Origin of the sequence: Bacillus sp. Root131 (assembly GCF_001429475.1) — a bacterium.
GTDB classification, from domain to species: domain Bacteria; phylum Bacillota; class Bacilli; order Bacillales; family Bacillaceae_G; genus Bacillus_A; species Bacillus_A thuringiensis_S.
Window position 1 is genome coordinate 196,360 of the sequence record NZ_LMJQ01000001.1, and the last position, 14,834, is coordinate 211,193.

A 14,834-nucleotide genomic window follows, 5' to 3' on the forward strand; every position below is an offset into this window, starting at 1 on the left:
GTATACTAGGCAATGAAGGTTTACTAAACAAGTGAAATTACAGGGGGTTTACTTACTATGGTAGCCGAAAAGGGAACTCAAACAAAAACACAACAACAAAGGGAACAACATTTTGAACTATTGAATTCAACACAAATTGTTATTAGTGAAGCGTTAGAAAAATTGGGTTATCCAAACGAAGTATATGAATTATTAAAAGAACCAATTCGTATGATGACAGTGAAAATACCAGTTCGTATGGATGACGGGACTGTTAAAATATTTACAGGGTATCGTGCACAACATAATGATGCTGTTGGTCCAACGAAAGGTGGAATTCGCTTCCATCCGAATGTAACAGAAAATGAAGTGAAAGCACTTTCAATCTGGATGAGTTTAAAATGTGGTATTGTTGATTTACCATATGGTGGAGGTAAGGGTGGAATTATCTGTGATCCACGTGAAATGTCATTCCGTGAGTTAGAAAGATTAAGCCGCGGTTATGTACGAGCAATTAGCCAAATCGTAGGTCCGACGAAAGATATTCCAGCTCCAGATGTATTCACAAACTCTCAAATTATGGCATGGATGATGGATGAGTATAGCCGTATTGATGAATTTAATTCACCAGGATTTATTACAGGTAAACCGCTTGTATTAGGTGGATCACATGGCCGTGAAACAGCAACAGCGAAAGGTGTAACAATTTGTATTCGTGAAGCTGCGAAAAAACGTGGCATTGATATTAAGGGTGCACGCGTTGTTGTCCAAGGGTTCGGTAATGCTGGTAGCTTCTTAGCTAAATTTATGCATGATGCAGGTGCGAAAGTTATTGCAATCTCAGATGCTTACGGTGCGTTACATGATCCAAACGGATTAGATATTGATTATTTATTAGACCGTCGTGATAGCTTCGGTACAGTAACAAAGCTATTTAACAATACAATTTCAAATAAAGAATTGTTAGAACTTGATTGCGATATTTTAGTTCCAGCTGCAATTGAGAACCAAATTACAGAAGAAAATGCTAATGATATTAAAGCGAAAATCGTTGTTGAAGCTGCAAATGGTCCAACAACATTAGAAGCGACTAAAATTTTAACAGATCGCGGAATTTTACTTGTTCCAGACGTGTTAGCAAGTGCTGGTGGTGTAACAGTATCTTACTTTGAGTGGGTACAAAATAACCAAGGATACTACTGGACTGAAGAAGAAGTAGAACAACGTTTAGAAAAAGTAATGGTAAGATCATTTGATTCTATTTATGAAACAGCACAAGTTCGTAAAGTGAACATGCGCTTAGCGGCGTACATGGTTGGTGTTCGTAAAATGGCTGAAGCAAGCCGCTTCAGAGGTTGGGTATAAAATATTATATCTTGAGAAAACGTGATTTCCTTTCGAGGGAATCACGTTTTTTTGTTGAAGTATTAAATGAGGTGTTATATATGGAGAATGAAATGCTGGAACGAGTAGAACAATTAGAAGAAAAGGTTAAGAGGTTAGAGGGAGAACTTGCAAGAACGATGAAAGCTCGAAAAGTAAGTACCGTTAGAATGTTCGGGGAAGGGCTACTGTTTTTGATATTTGGTGTGGTTGTAGTAGGGCCGATTATTGCCGTTGTAATCTCAATTTTTATTTGGCTTGCTGAAAAATAAAATAAAAATAAAAAAAGAACGCTTGTTCTATACGAACAAACGTGCTATACTCTCCTTAGATAAACAAAACGGAAATGATTTTAAGGAGAGATAAATGATGAAAATGACAGTAGACCAAAGATTTATGATGCCAGCAGATGTTGTAGAGCGAGTGGAAGTATTACGAAACAAACAAAGCAAGCGTGGCACATTATTACAATCGGTAAATAAATTTTTCGGTTTAGATACGAAAGAAGATTGTGTTTGGTTTTACGGTTTTTATGGAGTGGCTGTAAGTATCTTGTTGTTTATGGTGTTCACTTCAAATATTTTCGATTTTCTCTTCGTGTAAGAAATATGCGATAAGGACGTTGCTACCGAATACATATATAAGGAAGTAAGGTAATCTTCTAGAGCGGGAGTTGGTAGCAATGGCGATGTTTCCTATAGAGCGCAACTATATTGGATATGGAAGTTCACGGCCGGGGATTCCTCTGACTAAAGTGAGATTTATTGTAAGCCATGATACGGGGAATCCAGGAAGCAATGCGATAGGAAATCGAGATTACTTTAATGAATTACAACCGAAAGCTTCGGCGCATACATTTATAGATGATAAAACAATATTGGAGATTATTCCTATAAATGAAGTTGCGTATCATGTTCGATATGGTGTGCCGACGGATAATGACTTATACGGCTATGACGCGAATAAGGCGGCCATTGGAGTGGAACTTTGTTATGGCGGTGATGTTAACTTTTGGGAAGCATATAATCGTTTTACATGGTATCATGCGTATTTATGCCAAAACTTCGGCTTAAATCCGAAAAAAGATATCGTGTCACATAAAACGCTTGATCCAGCTAGAAAGATTGATCCTGAGAATGTATTAGGGAAACGAGGTATTAAATTTCAGCAGTTTTTAGCAGATGTCTATCGGATGTACGTTTCGTTTAGATGACAAATATATGAAAAATGAATACAATAAAGATAGGTACCTACTGCTGTAAGTAGGTTTTTTCTTGTTTTTATAAATAGTGTATTGGTAGAAGACTAGGAGTGGACGAGTATGCAGAAAGAAACAGTTATTATAATCGGAGGCGGTCCGTGCGGATTAGCGGCAGCGATTTCGTTGCAAAAGGTAGGGATAAATCCGTTAGTAATTGAAAAAGGAAACATTGTAAATGCCATTTATAATTATCCAACTCATCAAACATTTTTCTCTTCTAGTGAAAAATTAGAAATTGGTGATGTAGCTTTTATTACAGAAAATCGTAAGCCAGTTCGAAATCAAGCGCTTGCGTATTATCGTGAAGTAGTAAAACGTAAATCTGTACGTGTAAATGCTTTTGAGCGAGTGGAGAAAGTTCAAAAAGATGGAGGAGTTTTTCAAGTTGAGACGACAAAGTGTGACGGAAGTAAAGAAACATATATAGCGAAATATATTGTTGTAGCAACTGGATATTATGATAATCCAAATTATATGAATGTTCCAGGTGAGGGATTGAAGAAAGTAGCTCACTATTTTAAAGAGGGGCATCCTTATTTTGATCGAGACGTAGTAGTTATAGGTGGGAAAAATTCGAGTGTAGATGCCGCATTAGAACTTGTTAAAGCTGGTGCGCGTGTAACGGTACTGTATCGTGGAATTGAGTATTCACCAAGCATAAAGCCTTGGATTTTGCCGGAATTTGAGGCGTTAGTACGAAACGGTACAATTCAAATGCATTTCGGGGCTCATGTGAAAGAAATTACTGAGCATACATTAACGTTTACAGTTGATGGTGAAGTTTATACAATCCAAAACGATTTTGTATTTGCGATGACTGGTTATCATCCTGATCATAGCTTCTTAACGAAGATGGGTGTTCAGATTGATGAAGAAACAGGACGTCCAATTTATACAGAGGATAGAATGGAAACGAATGCTGAAAATATTTTCATTGCAGGTGTCATTGCTGCTGGAAATAATGCAAATGAAATATTTATCGAGAACGGTAGATTTCATGGAGATGCGATTGCGCAAACCATTGCATCAAGAGAAAAATAAAAAGGAGTTGTCGAGAAAATCTCGACAACTCCTTTTTATTCGTGCATAAACATATTTTGAATGGATTCATGAGAATTTGTATTCTCTAATGCGACAAGTAATTTAATACGTGCTTTTTGTGCATTTAAGCCGTATGTGAATACAACGCCCATATCTTTTAAGTGTTTACCGCCACCTTCATACGAATATACGTCTTGAACGATACCGTTGAAACAGCGAGAAACTAATACGACAGGAATACCTTTATTTAATAATCGTTCTAGACTAGGAAGTGTTCTTGGAGGTAGATTACCTTGTCCGAGCGCTTCGATAACAATACCGTCTACAGGAAGATTTTCGATTGCTGCTAATAATGTATCATCCATGCCAGCATATGCTTTTAGAACAACTACATTTTTAGACACTGTGTTTATCGTATATGTTTCATGATGTACTAAAGCGTGATGGAAGACAACGCCGCGTTTTGTTACCATTCCAATTGGTCCGTATTGTGGGCTTTGGAATGTTGCGACATTACTTGTATGTGTTTTCGTTACATTTGTAGCGCAATGAATTTCGTCATTTAATACGACTAAAACACCTTTTTCTGCAGCTTCATCACAACTAGCAACCTTTACAGCTGATAAGAAGTTATATAGGCCGTCAGCACCTAATTCATTGCTAGAGCGCATTGCACCTGTCACAACGATCGGAATAGTTGCTTGTACTGTTAAATCTAAGAAATAGGCTGTTTCTTCTAATGTATCAGTACCATGCGTAATGACTACGCCATGAATGTTGTCTTGTTTTACTCTTTCATCAATGATGACTTGTAATTGTAACATTTCGCTCGGTGTCATATGGGGAGATGGTAAATGGAACACATCTTCAACGATTAAATCAACATCGCCTTCTAAATCAGGAATGAATTTTAAAAGAGGATTTTTTTCACCTGGTTGTACGACTCCAGTTTCTTTATCCTCCTCCATTGCAATTGTTCCACCTGTGTGTAAAACTAGGATTCTTTTCAATTCTTATACCCCTTTCAAGTAAAAAATACATTTAGAACATAACATGTTTTTAGTAAATTCGACAATGGAAATGTATAAAAGTATGCCTCGCAAATGACAATAAAATTAACTGCTATATGTACGATGTATAAAATTACGAAACGAGATGTGTAAATATAGTATAGGAGGGAGCAATTACGGTGGAAAAGATGGAGAGAATTTTTATTCGTATATTAATAATACAATTTATTTGTCTTTCTGTTGTGCAATTGTTATTTATACATAAGTCATCAGTGAAATATTTATCTAAAATTGTTTATTATGAAGGTGTCATGGTAAAAGACAAAGCGGAAATCTTACAGGTGAATAGGTAGTTTTCATTTTCTTCTATGAAGGATTATGCTACAATAATTGAGGATTTAATGACGTGAAGCAAATGAGAAGAAGCAGGGTGAACACCTGCTTTTCGTTTTGTTTTATAAGTGAAAAAATGAGGTGTTACAATGGATAAACGAATTTCAATTGCTATAGATGGTCCAGCAGCTGCTGGTAAAAGTACAGTGGCAAAAGTTGTTGCGAAGGAACTTTCTTACGTTTATATTGATACAGGCGCAATGTACCGTACGCTTACATATGCAGCCCTTGAACAAAAAGTAGATATTGAAAATGAAGAGCAGTTAATGGAAGTTGTAAGGAATGTAAATATTGAATTTCAGCAAGGAGAAAATACACAGCTTGTATTTTTAAATGGACAAGATGTTTCTGAAGTAATTCGTACACCTGATGTGACGAATCGAGTATCTATTGTAGCAAAGCATCGCCTTGTTCGTGAAGAAATGGTACGCCGTCAGCAAGATTTAGCGAAAAAAGGCGGCGTTGTAATGGACGGCCGTGATATTGGTACACATGTATTACCGGATGCTGAAGTGAAAATCTTTATGCTTGCTTCTGTTGAAGAAAGAGCGGAAAGAAGACATTTAGAAAATTTAAATAAAGGTTTCGATTCTAATTTAGAGCAGCTAAAAGAAGAAATTGCTCAGCGTGATAAATTAGATTCAGAACGCGAAGTTTCTCCACTAAAAAAGGCTGATGATGCATTGGAATTAGATACGACTTCTTTATCAATTGAAGAAGTTGTCCAAAAAATTATGAGTATTGTTTCAGGAGTGTTTGCGAAATAAAGAAAGGGGATGATCCCCTTTCTTTTTTGTTTAAATAGAAATGTAAAGGATACGTGAATTGTGAGTCTCTTTCCTTGACAAATGAGCTGATTTGTAAGAAGTTAGTTAAAGAGGAATAAAACTGTCAGAATATATTCGCTATTATATTTCAAAACATACTTTTTTCAAGCTGGTTTTGCTGTATACTATTTATATAGGTTTAATATATTTTCTTATGAATGGTATTGAAAAAAGTATGTGATGAGAAATTCTTAAACATGCAAATGAAAACTTTGTTTTCATTTCGTATATACATAAAAAATGCTTTGTCAATTCTGTAGGGAGGTATTTCCATGGTAGAGAAAATGAATGAAGAAGTTATGGATTCAAAAGAATTACAAGTTGGTGACGTTGTTACAGGTTCTGTAACGAAAGTTGAAGAGAAACAAGTGCTTGTAAATGTTGGATACAAAACAGATGGCGTAATTCCAATTAGTGAATTAGCTAACGTTCATATTGAAAAAGCAAGCGATGTTGTAGAATTAGATCAAACACTAGAGTTGAAAATTATTAAATTAGAAGAAGATGATCTTGTCTTGTCTAAACGTGCTGTTGATGCAGAAAAAGCATGGGTAGAATTACAAGAGAAATTTACTTCTGGTCATGTGTTTGATGTTACTGTAAAAGATATTGTGAATGGCGGATTAGTTGTGGATCTTGGGGTTCGCGGTTTTATCCCAGCTTCACTTGTAGAAGTACATTATGTAGAAGACTTTACTGACTATAAAGGTAAAACGTTAGCGGTGAAAATTGTTGAATTAGACCGTGAAAAAAATCGTGTAATCCTTTCGCATAAAGCGGTAGTAGAATTAGAACTAGATTCTAAGAAAAAAGAAGCAATTTCTTCATTAAAAGAAGGGGACGTTGTTGAAGGAACAGTGCAACGATTAACTGACTTTGGTGCTTTCGTTAACGTTGGTGGCGTGGACGGTTTAGTTCACATTTCACAAATTTCACACGAACGTGTAGAGCAACCTTCTGAAGTTTTAGAGCAAGGTCAAAAGGTTAAGGTAAAGGTGTTATCTGTTGATGCTGATACACAACGTATTTCTTTATCGATTAAAGCAGCTCAACCAGGACCTTGGGAAAACGTTGCTGGCGAAATAAAAGCTGGAGATATTCGTGAGGGAGTAGTAAAACGCCTTGTTACATTTGGTGCATTCGTTGAGATTTTACCTGGCGTTGAAGGACTTGTACACGTATCTCAAATTGCAAATCGTCACGTGAAAAATCCGAATGAAGTATTGGAAATGGGACAAGAAGTAAAAGTGAAAGTACTTGAAGTTCACGCAGCAGAGAAACGTATTTCTTTAAGTATAAAAGAAGCGCTTGAGGAAAATAATGTAATTGAAGATTATAGTCAGTATGAGCCAAATGCTGATTCTGCTACTTTCCAATTAAGTGATATTATTGGTGAACAACTGAAAAAATTAAAGAAATAATGAGGGGTACAAGTGGTAAGGGCAAAACGTAAATTAGATCATATTGAATACGCTCTTTCTACTGGTCAGTCTCGTACGCATGGCTTTCATGATATTGATTTTGTGCATCAAAGCTTGCCAAATTCAAATTATGACACAATAACATGTGAAACAAAAATCGGCGAACTTTCACTAAGTTCGCCGATTTTTATCAATGCGATGACTGGTGGTGGAGGAGAGAAAACGTTACATATCAATGAGCAATTAGCATATGTAGCGAAACAACATAACCTTGCTATGGCTGTAGGTTCGCAAATGGCGGCGTTAAAAGATGAAAGTGAGGCTGCTTCTTATAAGGTGATCAGAAAGGTAAACCCAAATGGTATTTTCTTTGCTAATTTAGGTAGTGAGGCAACTATCGAGCAGGCAGAGCGTGCAGTTGATATGATTGAAGCGAATGCATTGCAAATTCATTTAAATGTCATACAAGAGTTAACGATGCCAGAAGGAGACCGTGATTTTACTGGCGTACTTCAGCGTATTGAGAAAATTGTTTTAAATAGTAAAGTTCCTGTCATTGTAAAAGAAGTTGGATTTGGGATGAGTAAGGAAACAATGCAACAGTTAGCGAACGTAGGTGTAACGGCAATTGATATTGGTGGGCAAGGTGGTACGAATTTTGCTGCTGTTGAAAATGAAAGAAGACAGCGAATGCTTTCTTATTTTAATAACTGGGGCATACAAACAGCAACCTCGATTATTGAAGCAACCTCTACAAATAATAACCTCTCTTTTATTGCATCAGGGGGTATACAGACAGCGCTTGACGTAGCGAAAGCAATCGCATTAGGGGCGAATACAACTGCGTTTGCTGGTTACTTTTTACGTATTTTAATGCAAGATGGTATCGAGAAATTAGTGGATGAAATTGAGCTTCTACATACAGATTTGAAATTTATTATGACAGCTCTTGGTGCGAAGACGATAGAAGAGTTGCAATCTGTACCTCTTGTTGTAAAAGGTGAAACATATCATTGGTTAATGCAGCGTGGTATTGATACTGCGCATTATAGTAGGAGATAAAAAATCAACCGTTCGGTTGATTTTTTGTTTTCTTTTCTTTCTCGTAATATAAAGTGGAGAATGGAATTGGTATTTTATAAAAATTGTAATTGAAAAAAGGTTAAAAAATGAAGATGATTAGTTACTGGATTTTTGAGAGGACTTGCTTTTATAAGGGAAATAGGTGGGGGCAAAAGAAGTGATAGGAGGATATAGTACACAAAATATTATTTCAATATAAATAAAAATCATTAAAATGATTATGCAAAAGACGGTTTCGTACAACATCGAAACCGTCTTTTTGTATTAATTAGTGCTGGTTTTGTTTTCGAGCCTGCTCTGGTGTATCAAGTCCAGTTGCACCTGGATATTGTAGTGATTGATTACGATCAGATTCAACGCGGCGTGATTCTCGTAGTTTTCGTTCTTGGCGATCTTTACCCATAATAAATAACACCTCCTTGTTAAAAGTGTTGCTGTTATAAGAAAAAACTATGCGTAAATAAAGTGGATTAACTTTCATAAAAAGTTCCCATAATGGAAAACATAGGAGGTGAAGTTGATGGATGGAAGTACTTTTTATTTTGTAGCTTGGATAGGGTGGATCATCGTAACCTTTTTTATGAAAAAGGACCCTATTCGGTGGAAGTTAGGCGCTTGTATAATGATTTTTATAATTTGCTCTCCGTTACATGTAACGATTGCCTCATTCGTGGTATCAGTAAATGCTCTTCTACTTTGTATTATTTCTTTTATAGGAATTACGCTATATTCTGTTTGGAAAAAATTATATAGCTTACTTTCGGCACTTATTATTGCAATGTTATATACAAGTTTTCATTTGTTAGAAATATATGATCCGATTTGGATTGTGGTGGATAGAGTGTTTCTGCTAAGTAGTGCTCTTGTGTATGCATCGGTGTTATTGCATGGGGATCGCATATTACGATTATGTTCCCTATATGTAGGGATGTTACAAGGAGAGTTGCTAGTGACATTTATTTTTCGGAAATTGAATTTTCCATATGATTACGGTAGTTTAGCATTTTTTGATATCGTCGCCGTTTCTACATTATTCATGGCAGTATTGTTTTGGATTGCAAAAGCATCAGTATACATGGAACAGTTTAAGAGAAAAACACGTAAAAGAAAGGCGAGGGTAATGCATGACTGAATATACATCAGCCATTTTATGCGGCGTAATAGCGGGGACAGTTACAAGAGTGTTAATGCTTCGGACGGATACGCGGCAATATCCGACGAGGCTGCATGGGAAAATTATTCATATTGCAATGGGGTTAATTGCAGCTGCTTTAGGAGCGATTGCAATCCCGTCTATTTTGAAAAAAGATTTTTCTGCCATTACATTTCTTACGTTAGCGGCAACACAATTTCGTGATGTACGTAATATGGAAAGAAACACGCTTCAACAATTAGATGGATATGAGCTCGTACCGCGTGGAAATACATATATTGAAGGAATTGCATTGGTTTTTGAAAGTCGCAACTATTTGGCGATGTTAACGTCGTTTGCAACGACATTTGCGTATATAGGGTTCCGTTCATGGATTGCGGGAGTAATTATGGCTATAATCGCATTTTTTATTGCGAAAAAATTAATGTCTGGAAAAAGGCTACATGATCTTGTTGAAATTGAGCACGTGCCCCTTCGTTTTGAAGGGGCAGGACTGTATATTGATAATATTTATATTATGAATATTGGATTGCCGGCGAGGCAAGAAGAGATTATGAAATATGGCATGGGGTTTATTTTAAAACCGAAATCAATTGATGCGATGGTGACAATCTCAAATTTAGGGCAACGGCAAGCTGTTTTACACGATGTTTCGGTGGCGCTAGGGATTTATAGAGATTCTGGTACACCAGCGCTTGTACCGTTAGCAAAGCGTGATTTAGAGGATGGTAGGGTTGGAATTTTTGTCTTACCGCAAGATCAAGATGCAGAGAAAGCGATAAGTGTTATAGGAAATGTACCAACGTTAGAAAGTGCCGTCCATATGTCATCGGAAGCCCCGAAAGGAAGGGGAGATAAGAGATGATGTTAGAAAGCGTTATCCTGGCAGTTATTACAACAGCGCCGGAAAAATTTGCAGGTGGTGCTCCTTTATTTGTTTGTGAGTCGATGGAGGAACTAGAATTTGTTGCAAATAATTTAGAGGCAATTTTAGATGGTATTGCGCATCGCTTACAAGAGAATGTATATATTATTGTGAAACATTAGGAACGTGTGTTATAATGTGAGGTGTTTTGATACGTTGAGAAATATTCTGGAATGCAAATCCCTTCTTGCACAAAGAAGGGTTTTTTACATAATAAACAGAAGCAAGTTGAAAGGATGAAAGTATATGCCGAAACCAGTAATAGCAATAGTAGGCCGCCCGAACGTAGGAAAATCTACTATTTTCAATAGAATAGTTGGAGAAAGAGTTTCAATCGTAGAAGATATCCCAGGTATAACTCGAGACCGTATTTATAGTGCGGGAGAATGGTTAAATCATGAGTTTAACATTATTGATACAGGTGGAATTGATATTGGAGACGAGCCGTTCTTGACACAAATTCGTCAACAGGCGGAAGTTGCGATTGATGAAGCAGATGTTATCATTTTTATGACGAATGGTCGCGATGGTGTAACTGCAGCGGATGAAGAAGTTGCTAAAATTTTGTATCGTTCTAAAAAACCAATTGTACTTGCGGTAAATAAGGTTGATAATCCAGAAATGCGTAGTGATATTTATGATTTTTATTCATTAGGATTTGGCGAGCCATTCCCGATTTCAGGTACACACGGTTTAGGACTTGGTGATTTGTTAGATGAAGCTGCAAATCATTTTCCAAAGATTGAAGAAGAGGCGTATGACGATGAAACAATCCGTTTCTCTTTAATTGGACGTCCAAATGTAGGGAAATCATCGCTTGTAAATGCACTTCTTGGTCAAGAACGTGTAATTGTAAGTAATATCGCAGGAACGACGCGTGATGCTGTCGATACACCATATAGTAAAGATGATCAAGATTATGTAATCATTGATACAGCTGGTATGCGTAAAAAAGGAAAAGTATATGAAAGTACAGAAAAGTATAGTGTACTTCGTGCACTTAGAGCGATTGAACGTTCTGACGTTGTTTTAGTTGTTTTAGACGGAGAAGAAGGAATTATTGAGCAAGATAAAAAAATCGCTGGATATGCTCATGATTCAGGACGAGCTGTTATTATCGTTGTAAACAAATGGGATGCAGTGAAAAAAGATGAAAAAACAATGAAAGCATTTGAAGAAAATATTCGTGCTCATTTCCAATTCTTGGATTATGCACCGATTGTATTCTTATCTGCAAAAACGAAAAAACGTACACAAACGTTATTACCGGTTATCAATGAGGTAAATGAAAGCCATAGTATCCGTGTACAAACAAACGTATTAAACGATGTAATTATGGATGCGGTAGCGATGAATCCAACACCGACTCATAATGGTAGCCGTCTGAAAATCTTCTATGCGACACAGGTTGCGGTAAAACCACCGACATTTGTTGTGTTTGTAAACGATACAGAATTAATGCACTTTTCATATGAGCGCTTCTTAAAGAATCGTTTACGTGAAGCGTTCGGTTTTGTAGGAACGCCGATTCACATTATTGCTCGAGCAAGAGACTAATGGAGAGGATGTGATTTTATGACAAAAATCACAGTAGTAGGAGCAGGTAGCTGGGGAACAGCGTTAGCGATGGTATTAGCTGACAATGGACATGATGTACGTATTTGGGGAAATCGCTCAGAACTTATGGATGAAATGAATACGAAACATGAGAATAGTCGATATCTCCCAGGCATTACATTGCCAAGCACAATCGTAGCCTACTCTTCTTTAGAAGAAGCATTAGTAGATGTAAATACAGTACTGCTAGTAGTACCGACGAAAGCGTACAGAGATGTATTACAAGAGATGAAAGAAATTGTTACAGAACCGATTACTTGGATTCATGCGAGTAAAGGGATTGAACCTGGTACGTCAAAACGTATTTCGGAAGTGATCGAGGAAGAAATTCCAGAGAACTTAATTAAAGATGTTGTTGTATTGTCTGGACCGAGTCATGCTGAAGAAGTTGGTTTACGACAAGCGACAACAGTTACGTCTGCAGCAAAGCGTATGGAAGCGGCTGAGGAAGTACAAGATTTATTTATGAATAGTTATTTCCGTGTATACACAAATCCAGATATCGTTGGAGTTGAACTTGGTGGTGCGTTAAAAAATATTATCGCATTAGCTGCTGGTATAACTGATGGTCTTGGATTAGGTGATAATGCAAAAGCGGCATTGATGACACGTGGTTTAACAGAGATTGCTCGTTTAGGAAGAAAAATGGGCGGGAATCCGTTAACGTTTGCTGGTCTAACCGGTATGGGAGACTTAATTGTAACTTGTACAAGTGTTCATAGCCGAAATTGGCGCGCTGGAAATATGCTTGGAAAAGGACATTCTTTAGAAGAAGTGTTAGAAAGCATGGGTATGGTTGTGGAAGGTGTAAGAACAACGAAAGCTGCTCATGAATTGGCAGAGAAAATGGAAGTTGAAATGCCGATTACAGCTGCTTTATATGACGTGCTGTTCAATGGGAATAACGTAAAAGATGCGGTAGGCTCATTGATGGGACGTGTTCGAAAACATGAAGTGGAAGCTATACCTGACTTACTGTAAAGAAAAGCGACAGAAGTACATTTGTACTTCTGTCGCTTTTTTATTTTATGGGTCTTTTCACCATTTTTTTATTTTTGCATAGGATGAAGAGTAACTTGAGGAGAGGGTGAAAAGAATGGATAATAACATTTTTAATAATATTGAGAAGGAAGCGAAAGTAAATAAAGAGGATATTTTTAAATTAGCGTCATCCGTGCAAAATGCGAATTTACGTGATGAAACTGTACTTCGTCAATTAATTCATCAAGTGGCTCTTATGGCGGGACGTGAAGTGCCGAAAGAGCAAGAGGATCAAATTGTAAAAGCGATTATTAATAATAATATGCCAGCAGATTTTGGCTCGTTAAGCAAAATGTTTAAAAAATAAATTATGAGAAACAAAGAGTTTGTAGATTGCATATGATAGCCATGAAAGAATGGGAATAGAGCTGTTTTTGGGCATATTTGGTCAACCGAAGCGAGAGATACAATCGCTTCGGTTTTATTTTTATCTAGATTAGTGGAAAATGCTGAAAAACCTATTGATTAAAGTTACATATTCGTAATTTGTAGTAAAATGTTCTTTTTGTATTTGTTTAAAGATTTTAATTTGTTAAAATAGTATAAAAATAGATTAATAAAAAGGGGTGTGTATATGTCAGAAGGGCTTATGAAAATGTGGTTGGCTTTAGGGGCAATTGGATTTATGTTTTTTGCAGTAAGTTTTATTTTATTAAGTAGACATAAAATACAGAATAAATTTTTGAAAGGGATTACAGCGTTAGTAGCGTACACCCTTATGGTTGTGTCAGGAATTGTTATTTTTCTTGTTGTATTTAGTGGACCTGTACAGCAGTAAATGGAATGGTCTCGAAAATACTACATACGGAGCAAGTTATATTAGTATGAAAAGGTGATGCTAGTGAAAAAAGTCCATATTATTTTAATATTTTGTTGTATGAGCCTTTTAACGGGGTGTCTGTATCCGAAAGAAAATATGAAGCAAAATGCGGTTCCTTATGAAGATCAGCTACAGGTTGTTCAAAAAGCTGTTGTGACATTTAAGGAGCAAAATGATGGGATATTGCCAATTAAGACGAGGGATATGAGTACACCTATTTATCAAAAGTATCCAATCGACTTTCAACAGATTGCCCCGCGTTACATACAAGAAGCACCAGGGAATGCATATGAAAGTGGAGGAGTATATCAATACGTATTAATAGACGTTGAAACAAATCCAACAGTAAAGTTAATTGATGTTAGGATGGCTGAACAAATTCAGGAACTATCTTTAAAGCTTAGGATGTATCGTGATGAACATCAATATCCACCTTTTAAAAAAGTAATTTCAGATGGTGTATATGAATTGGATTTTAAAAAACTAGGATATAAAGATGTGCCACAAGTGACAAGTCCATATTCTGGTAAAGGACTTCCTTTTGTAATTAATGAAAAAGGAGAAGTTTTTGTTGATTATAGAATCGACTTATATGACGCTTTGAAAAAAAATGAAGGGCAGTTTACGGAGGGAGAAGATATTCGAAATATACTTTCGAAAGGTTCCCCGTTTGTACCAGCTTATTCTTTACCGTACACGGTAAAGGACGGAGAACCAATTTTTTTAAAATCATAAGTCATGAACCTTTCTTTTAGTGAATAAGTTCTAGAAGAAAGGTTTTTTATGTTATACAACTTACGATGCAAACAAAAGATATTTTTTAATAGTCATATGAAATTGGACAAAATTATATGATATATTGTCCGAACTTCTAGAATAC

The 14,834-nt window shown here is 36.4% G+C and carries 19 protein-coding genes; 17 read left to right on the forward strand and 2 right to left on the reverse strand.

Going from position 1 to position 14,834, the window contains the following annotated elements; translation table 11 throughout:
• Nucleotides 1–57 precede the first annotated feature (57 nt).
• From gudB to ASE54_RS01075, 5 genes are all read left to right on the forward strand, one after another.
• The gene (gene gudB, locus ASE54_RS01055) at nt 58–1,344 is read left to right on the forward strand and encodes an NAD-specific glutamate dehydrogenase (protein ID WP_000225173.1); all 1,287 of its coding nucleotides are present in this window, start codon (nt 58–60) and stop codon (nt 1,342–1,344) included.
• 80 nt (nt 1,345–1,424) lie between these two features.
• Nucleotides 1,425–1,634: a hypothetical protein gene (locus tag ASE54_RS01060; RefSeq protein WP_000426764.1), complete on the forward strand. Its 210-nt coding sequence runs from the start codon at nt 1,425–1,427 to the stop codon at nt 1,632–1,634.
• Nucleotides 1,635–1,728: 94 nt separating this feature from the next.
• Nucleotides 1,729–1,965, forward strand: a complete 237-nt coding sequence (locus ASE54_RS01065) for a DUF3961 domain-containing protein (protein ID WP_002083150.1) — start codon at nt 1,729–1,731, stop codon at nt 1,963–1,965.
• 79 nt (nt 1,966–2,044) lie between these two features.
• Entirely contained in the window at nt 2,045–2,575 is a 531-nt protein-coding gene (locus ASE54_RS01070) for an N-acetylmuramoyl-L-alanine amidase (RefSeq protein WP_001240656.1), read from the forward strand.
• Between the two features lie 108 nt (nt 2,576–2,683).
• A complete protein-coding gene (locus ASE54_RS01075; RefSeq protein WP_001168517.1) occupies nt 2,684–3,664 on the forward strand; it encodes a YpdA family putative bacillithiol disulfide reductase in 981 nt (326 codons plus the stop codon).
• 35 nt (nt 3,665–3,699) lie between these two features.
• Here the strand turns inward: ASE54_RS01075 and ansA are convergent, their stop codons facing one another.
• The gene (ansA, locus tag ASE54_RS01080; protein WP_000822011.1) at nt 3,700–4,674 is read right to left on the reverse strand and encodes an asparaginase; all 975 of its coding nucleotides are present in this window, start codon (nt 4,672–4,674) and stop codon (nt 3,700–3,702) included.
• 179 nt (nt 4,675–4,853) lie between these two features.
• Between ansA and ASE54_RS36085 the strand changes: the two genes are divergently transcribed.
• The 4 genes from ASE54_RS36085 to ASE54_RS01095 all read left to right on the forward strand — a co-directional run bounded on the left by ASE54_RS36085 (nt 4,854) and on the right by ASE54_RS01095 (nt 8,377).
• Nucleotides 4,854–5,027 (forward strand): YpfB family protein, encoded by a 174-nt coding sequence (locus ASE54_RS36085; protein WP_000413849.1) that lies wholly within the window; start codon nt 4,854–4,856, stop codon nt 5,025–5,027.
• A 129-nt stretch (nt 5,028–5,156) separates the two neighbouring features.
• Nucleotides 5,157–5,834 (forward strand): (d)CMP kinase, encoded by a 678-nt coding sequence (gene cmk, locus ASE54_RS01085; protein ID WP_000361254.1) that lies wholly within the window; start codon nt 5,157–5,159, stop codon nt 5,832–5,834.
• A gap of 332 nt (nt 5,835–6,166) precedes the next feature.
• Complete coding sequence (gene rpsA / locus ASE54_RS01090) at nt 6,167–7,315, forward strand: 30S ribosomal protein S1 (RefSeq protein ID WP_000229557.1); 1,149 nt, start codon at nt 6,167–6,169, stop codon at nt 7,313–7,315.
• Between the two features lie 12 nt (nt 7,316–7,327).
• Nucleotides 7,328–8,377: a type 2 isopentenyl-diphosphate Delta-isomerase gene (locus tag ASE54_RS01095; RefSeq protein WP_000251041.1), complete on the forward strand. Its 1,050-nt coding sequence runs from the start codon at nt 7,328–7,330 to the stop codon at nt 8,375–8,377.
• A gap of 289 nt (nt 8,378–8,666) precedes the next feature.
• Here the strand turns inward: ASE54_RS01095 and ASE54_RS35580 are convergent, their stop codons facing one another.
• Nucleotides 8,667–8,801 (reverse strand): YpzI family protein, encoded by a 135-nt coding sequence (locus ASE54_RS35580; protein WP_000513902.1) that lies wholly within the window; start codon nt 8,799–8,801, stop codon nt 8,667–8,669.
• A gap of 117 nt (nt 8,802–8,918) precedes the next feature.
• Here ASE54_RS35580 and ASE54_RS01100 point away from each other — a divergent pair, with 117 nt between their 5' ends.
• From ASE54_RS01100 to ASE54_RS01135, 8 genes are all read left to right on the forward strand, one after another.
• Nucleotides 8,919–9,530: a hypothetical protein gene (locus tag ASE54_RS01100; protein ID WP_000349104.1), complete on the forward strand. Its 612-nt coding sequence runs from the start codon at nt 8,919–8,921 to the stop codon at nt 9,528–9,530.
• Nucleotides 9,523–10,416, forward strand: coding sequence for a YIEGIA family protein (locus ASE54_RS01105; RefSeq protein WP_000141605.1), 894 nt, complete (start codon nt 9,523–9,525; stop codon nt 10,414–10,416). The genes ASE54_RS01100 and ASE54_RS01105 overlap by 8 nt, the downstream gene beginning before the upstream one ends.
• A complete protein-coding gene (locus tag ASE54_RS01110; RefSeq protein ID WP_000979048.1) occupies nt 10,413–10,598 on the forward strand; it encodes a hypothetical protein in 186 nt (61 codons plus the stop codon). The genes ASE54_RS01105 and ASE54_RS01110 overlap by 4 nt, the downstream gene beginning before the upstream one ends.
• Nucleotides 10,599–10,722: 124 nt before the next feature.
• A complete protein-coding gene (engA, locus tag ASE54_RS01115) occupies nt 10,723–12,033 on the forward strand; it encodes a ribosome-associated GTPase EngA (protein WP_001125890.1) in 1,311 nt (436 codons plus the stop codon).
• Between the two features lie 18 nt (nt 12,034–12,051).
• The gene (locus ASE54_RS01120) at nt 12,052–13,074 is read left to right on the forward strand and encodes an NAD(P)H-dependent glycerol-3-phosphate dehydrogenase (RefSeq protein ID WP_000161783.1); all 1,023 of its coding nucleotides are present in this window, start codon (nt 12,052–12,054) and stop codon (nt 13,072–13,074) included.
• Between the two features lie 115 nt (nt 13,075–13,189).
• Nucleotides 13,190–13,441, forward strand: coding sequence for a stage VI sporulation protein F (locus ASE54_RS01125; protein ID WP_000369753.1), 252 nt, complete (start codon nt 13,190–13,192; stop codon nt 13,439–13,441).
• Nucleotides 13,442–13,708: 267 nt separating this feature from the next.
• Nucleotides 13,709–13,912, forward strand: coding sequence for a DUF2768 domain-containing protein (locus ASE54_RS01130; RefSeq protein WP_001289006.1), 204 nt, complete (start codon nt 13,709–13,711; stop codon nt 13,910–13,912).
• Between the two features lie 63 nt (nt 13,913–13,975).
• Nucleotides 13,976–14,689, forward strand: a complete 714-nt coding sequence (locus ASE54_RS01135) for a hypothetical protein (RefSeq protein ID WP_000755479.1) — start codon at nt 13,976–13,978, stop codon at nt 14,687–14,689.
• The last annotated feature ends 145 nt before the right edge of the window (nt 14,690–14,834 follow it).

Excerpts from the sequence above, each read along its gene's own strand:
- gudB (WP_000225173.1), top strand. The coding sequence starts at position 58 with ATGGTAGCCGAAAAGGGAACTCAAACAAAAACACAACAACAAAGGGAA.
- ASE54_RS01060 (WP_000426764.1), top strand. The coding sequence starts at position 1,425 with ATGGAGAATGAAATGCTGGAACGAGTAGAACAATTAGAAGAAAAGGTT.
- ASE54_RS01065 (WP_002083150.1), top strand. The coding sequence starts at position 1,729 with ATGATGAAAATGACAGTAGACCAAAGATTTATGATGCCAGCAGATGTT.
- ASE54_RS01070 (WP_001240656.1), top strand. The coding sequence starts at position 2,045 with ATGGCGATGTTTCCTATAGAGCGCAACTATATTGGATATGGAAGTTCA.
- ASE54_RS01075 (WP_001168517.1), top strand. The coding sequence starts at position 2,684 with ATGCAGAAAGAAACAGTTATTATAATCGGAGGCGGTCCGTGCGGATTA.
- cmk (WP_000361254.1), top strand. The coding sequence starts at position 5,157 with ATGGATAAACGAATTTCAATTGCTATAGATGGTCCAGCAGCTGCTGGT.
- rpsA (WP_000229557.1), top strand. The coding sequence starts at position 6,167 with ATGGTAGAGAAAATGAATGAAGAAGTTATGGATTCAAAAGAATTACAA.
- ASE54_RS35580 (WP_000513902.1), bottom strand. The coding sequence starts at position 8,801 with ATGGGTAAAGATCGCCAAGAACGAAAACTACGAGAATCACGCCGCGTT.
- ASE54_RS01100 (WP_000349104.1), top strand. The coding sequence starts at position 8,919 with ATGGATGGAAGTACTTTTTATTTTGTAGCTTGGATAGGGTGGATCATC.
- ASE54_RS01105 (WP_000141605.1), top strand. The coding sequence starts at position 9,523 with ATGACTGAATATACATCAGCCATTTTATGCGGCGTAATAGCGGGGACA.
- ASE54_RS01110 (WP_000979048.1), top strand. The coding sequence starts at position 10,413 with ATGATGTTAGAAAGCGTTATCCTGGCAGTTATTACAACAGCGCCGGAA.
- engA (WP_001125890.1), top strand. The coding sequence starts at position 10,723 with ATGCCGAAACCAGTAATAGCAATAGTAGGCCGCCCGAACGTAGGAAAA.
- ASE54_RS01120 (WP_000161783.1), top strand. The coding sequence starts at position 12,052 with ATGACAAAAATCACAGTAGTAGGAGCAGGTAGCTGGGGAACAGCGTTA.
- ASE54_RS01125 (WP_000369753.1), top strand. The coding sequence starts at position 13,190 with ATGGATAATAACATTTTTAATAATATTGAGAAGGAAGCGAAAGTAAAT.
- ASE54_RS01130 (WP_001289006.1), top strand. The coding sequence starts at position 13,709 with ATGTCAGAAGGGCTTATGAAAATGTGGTTGGCTTTAGGGGCAATTGGA.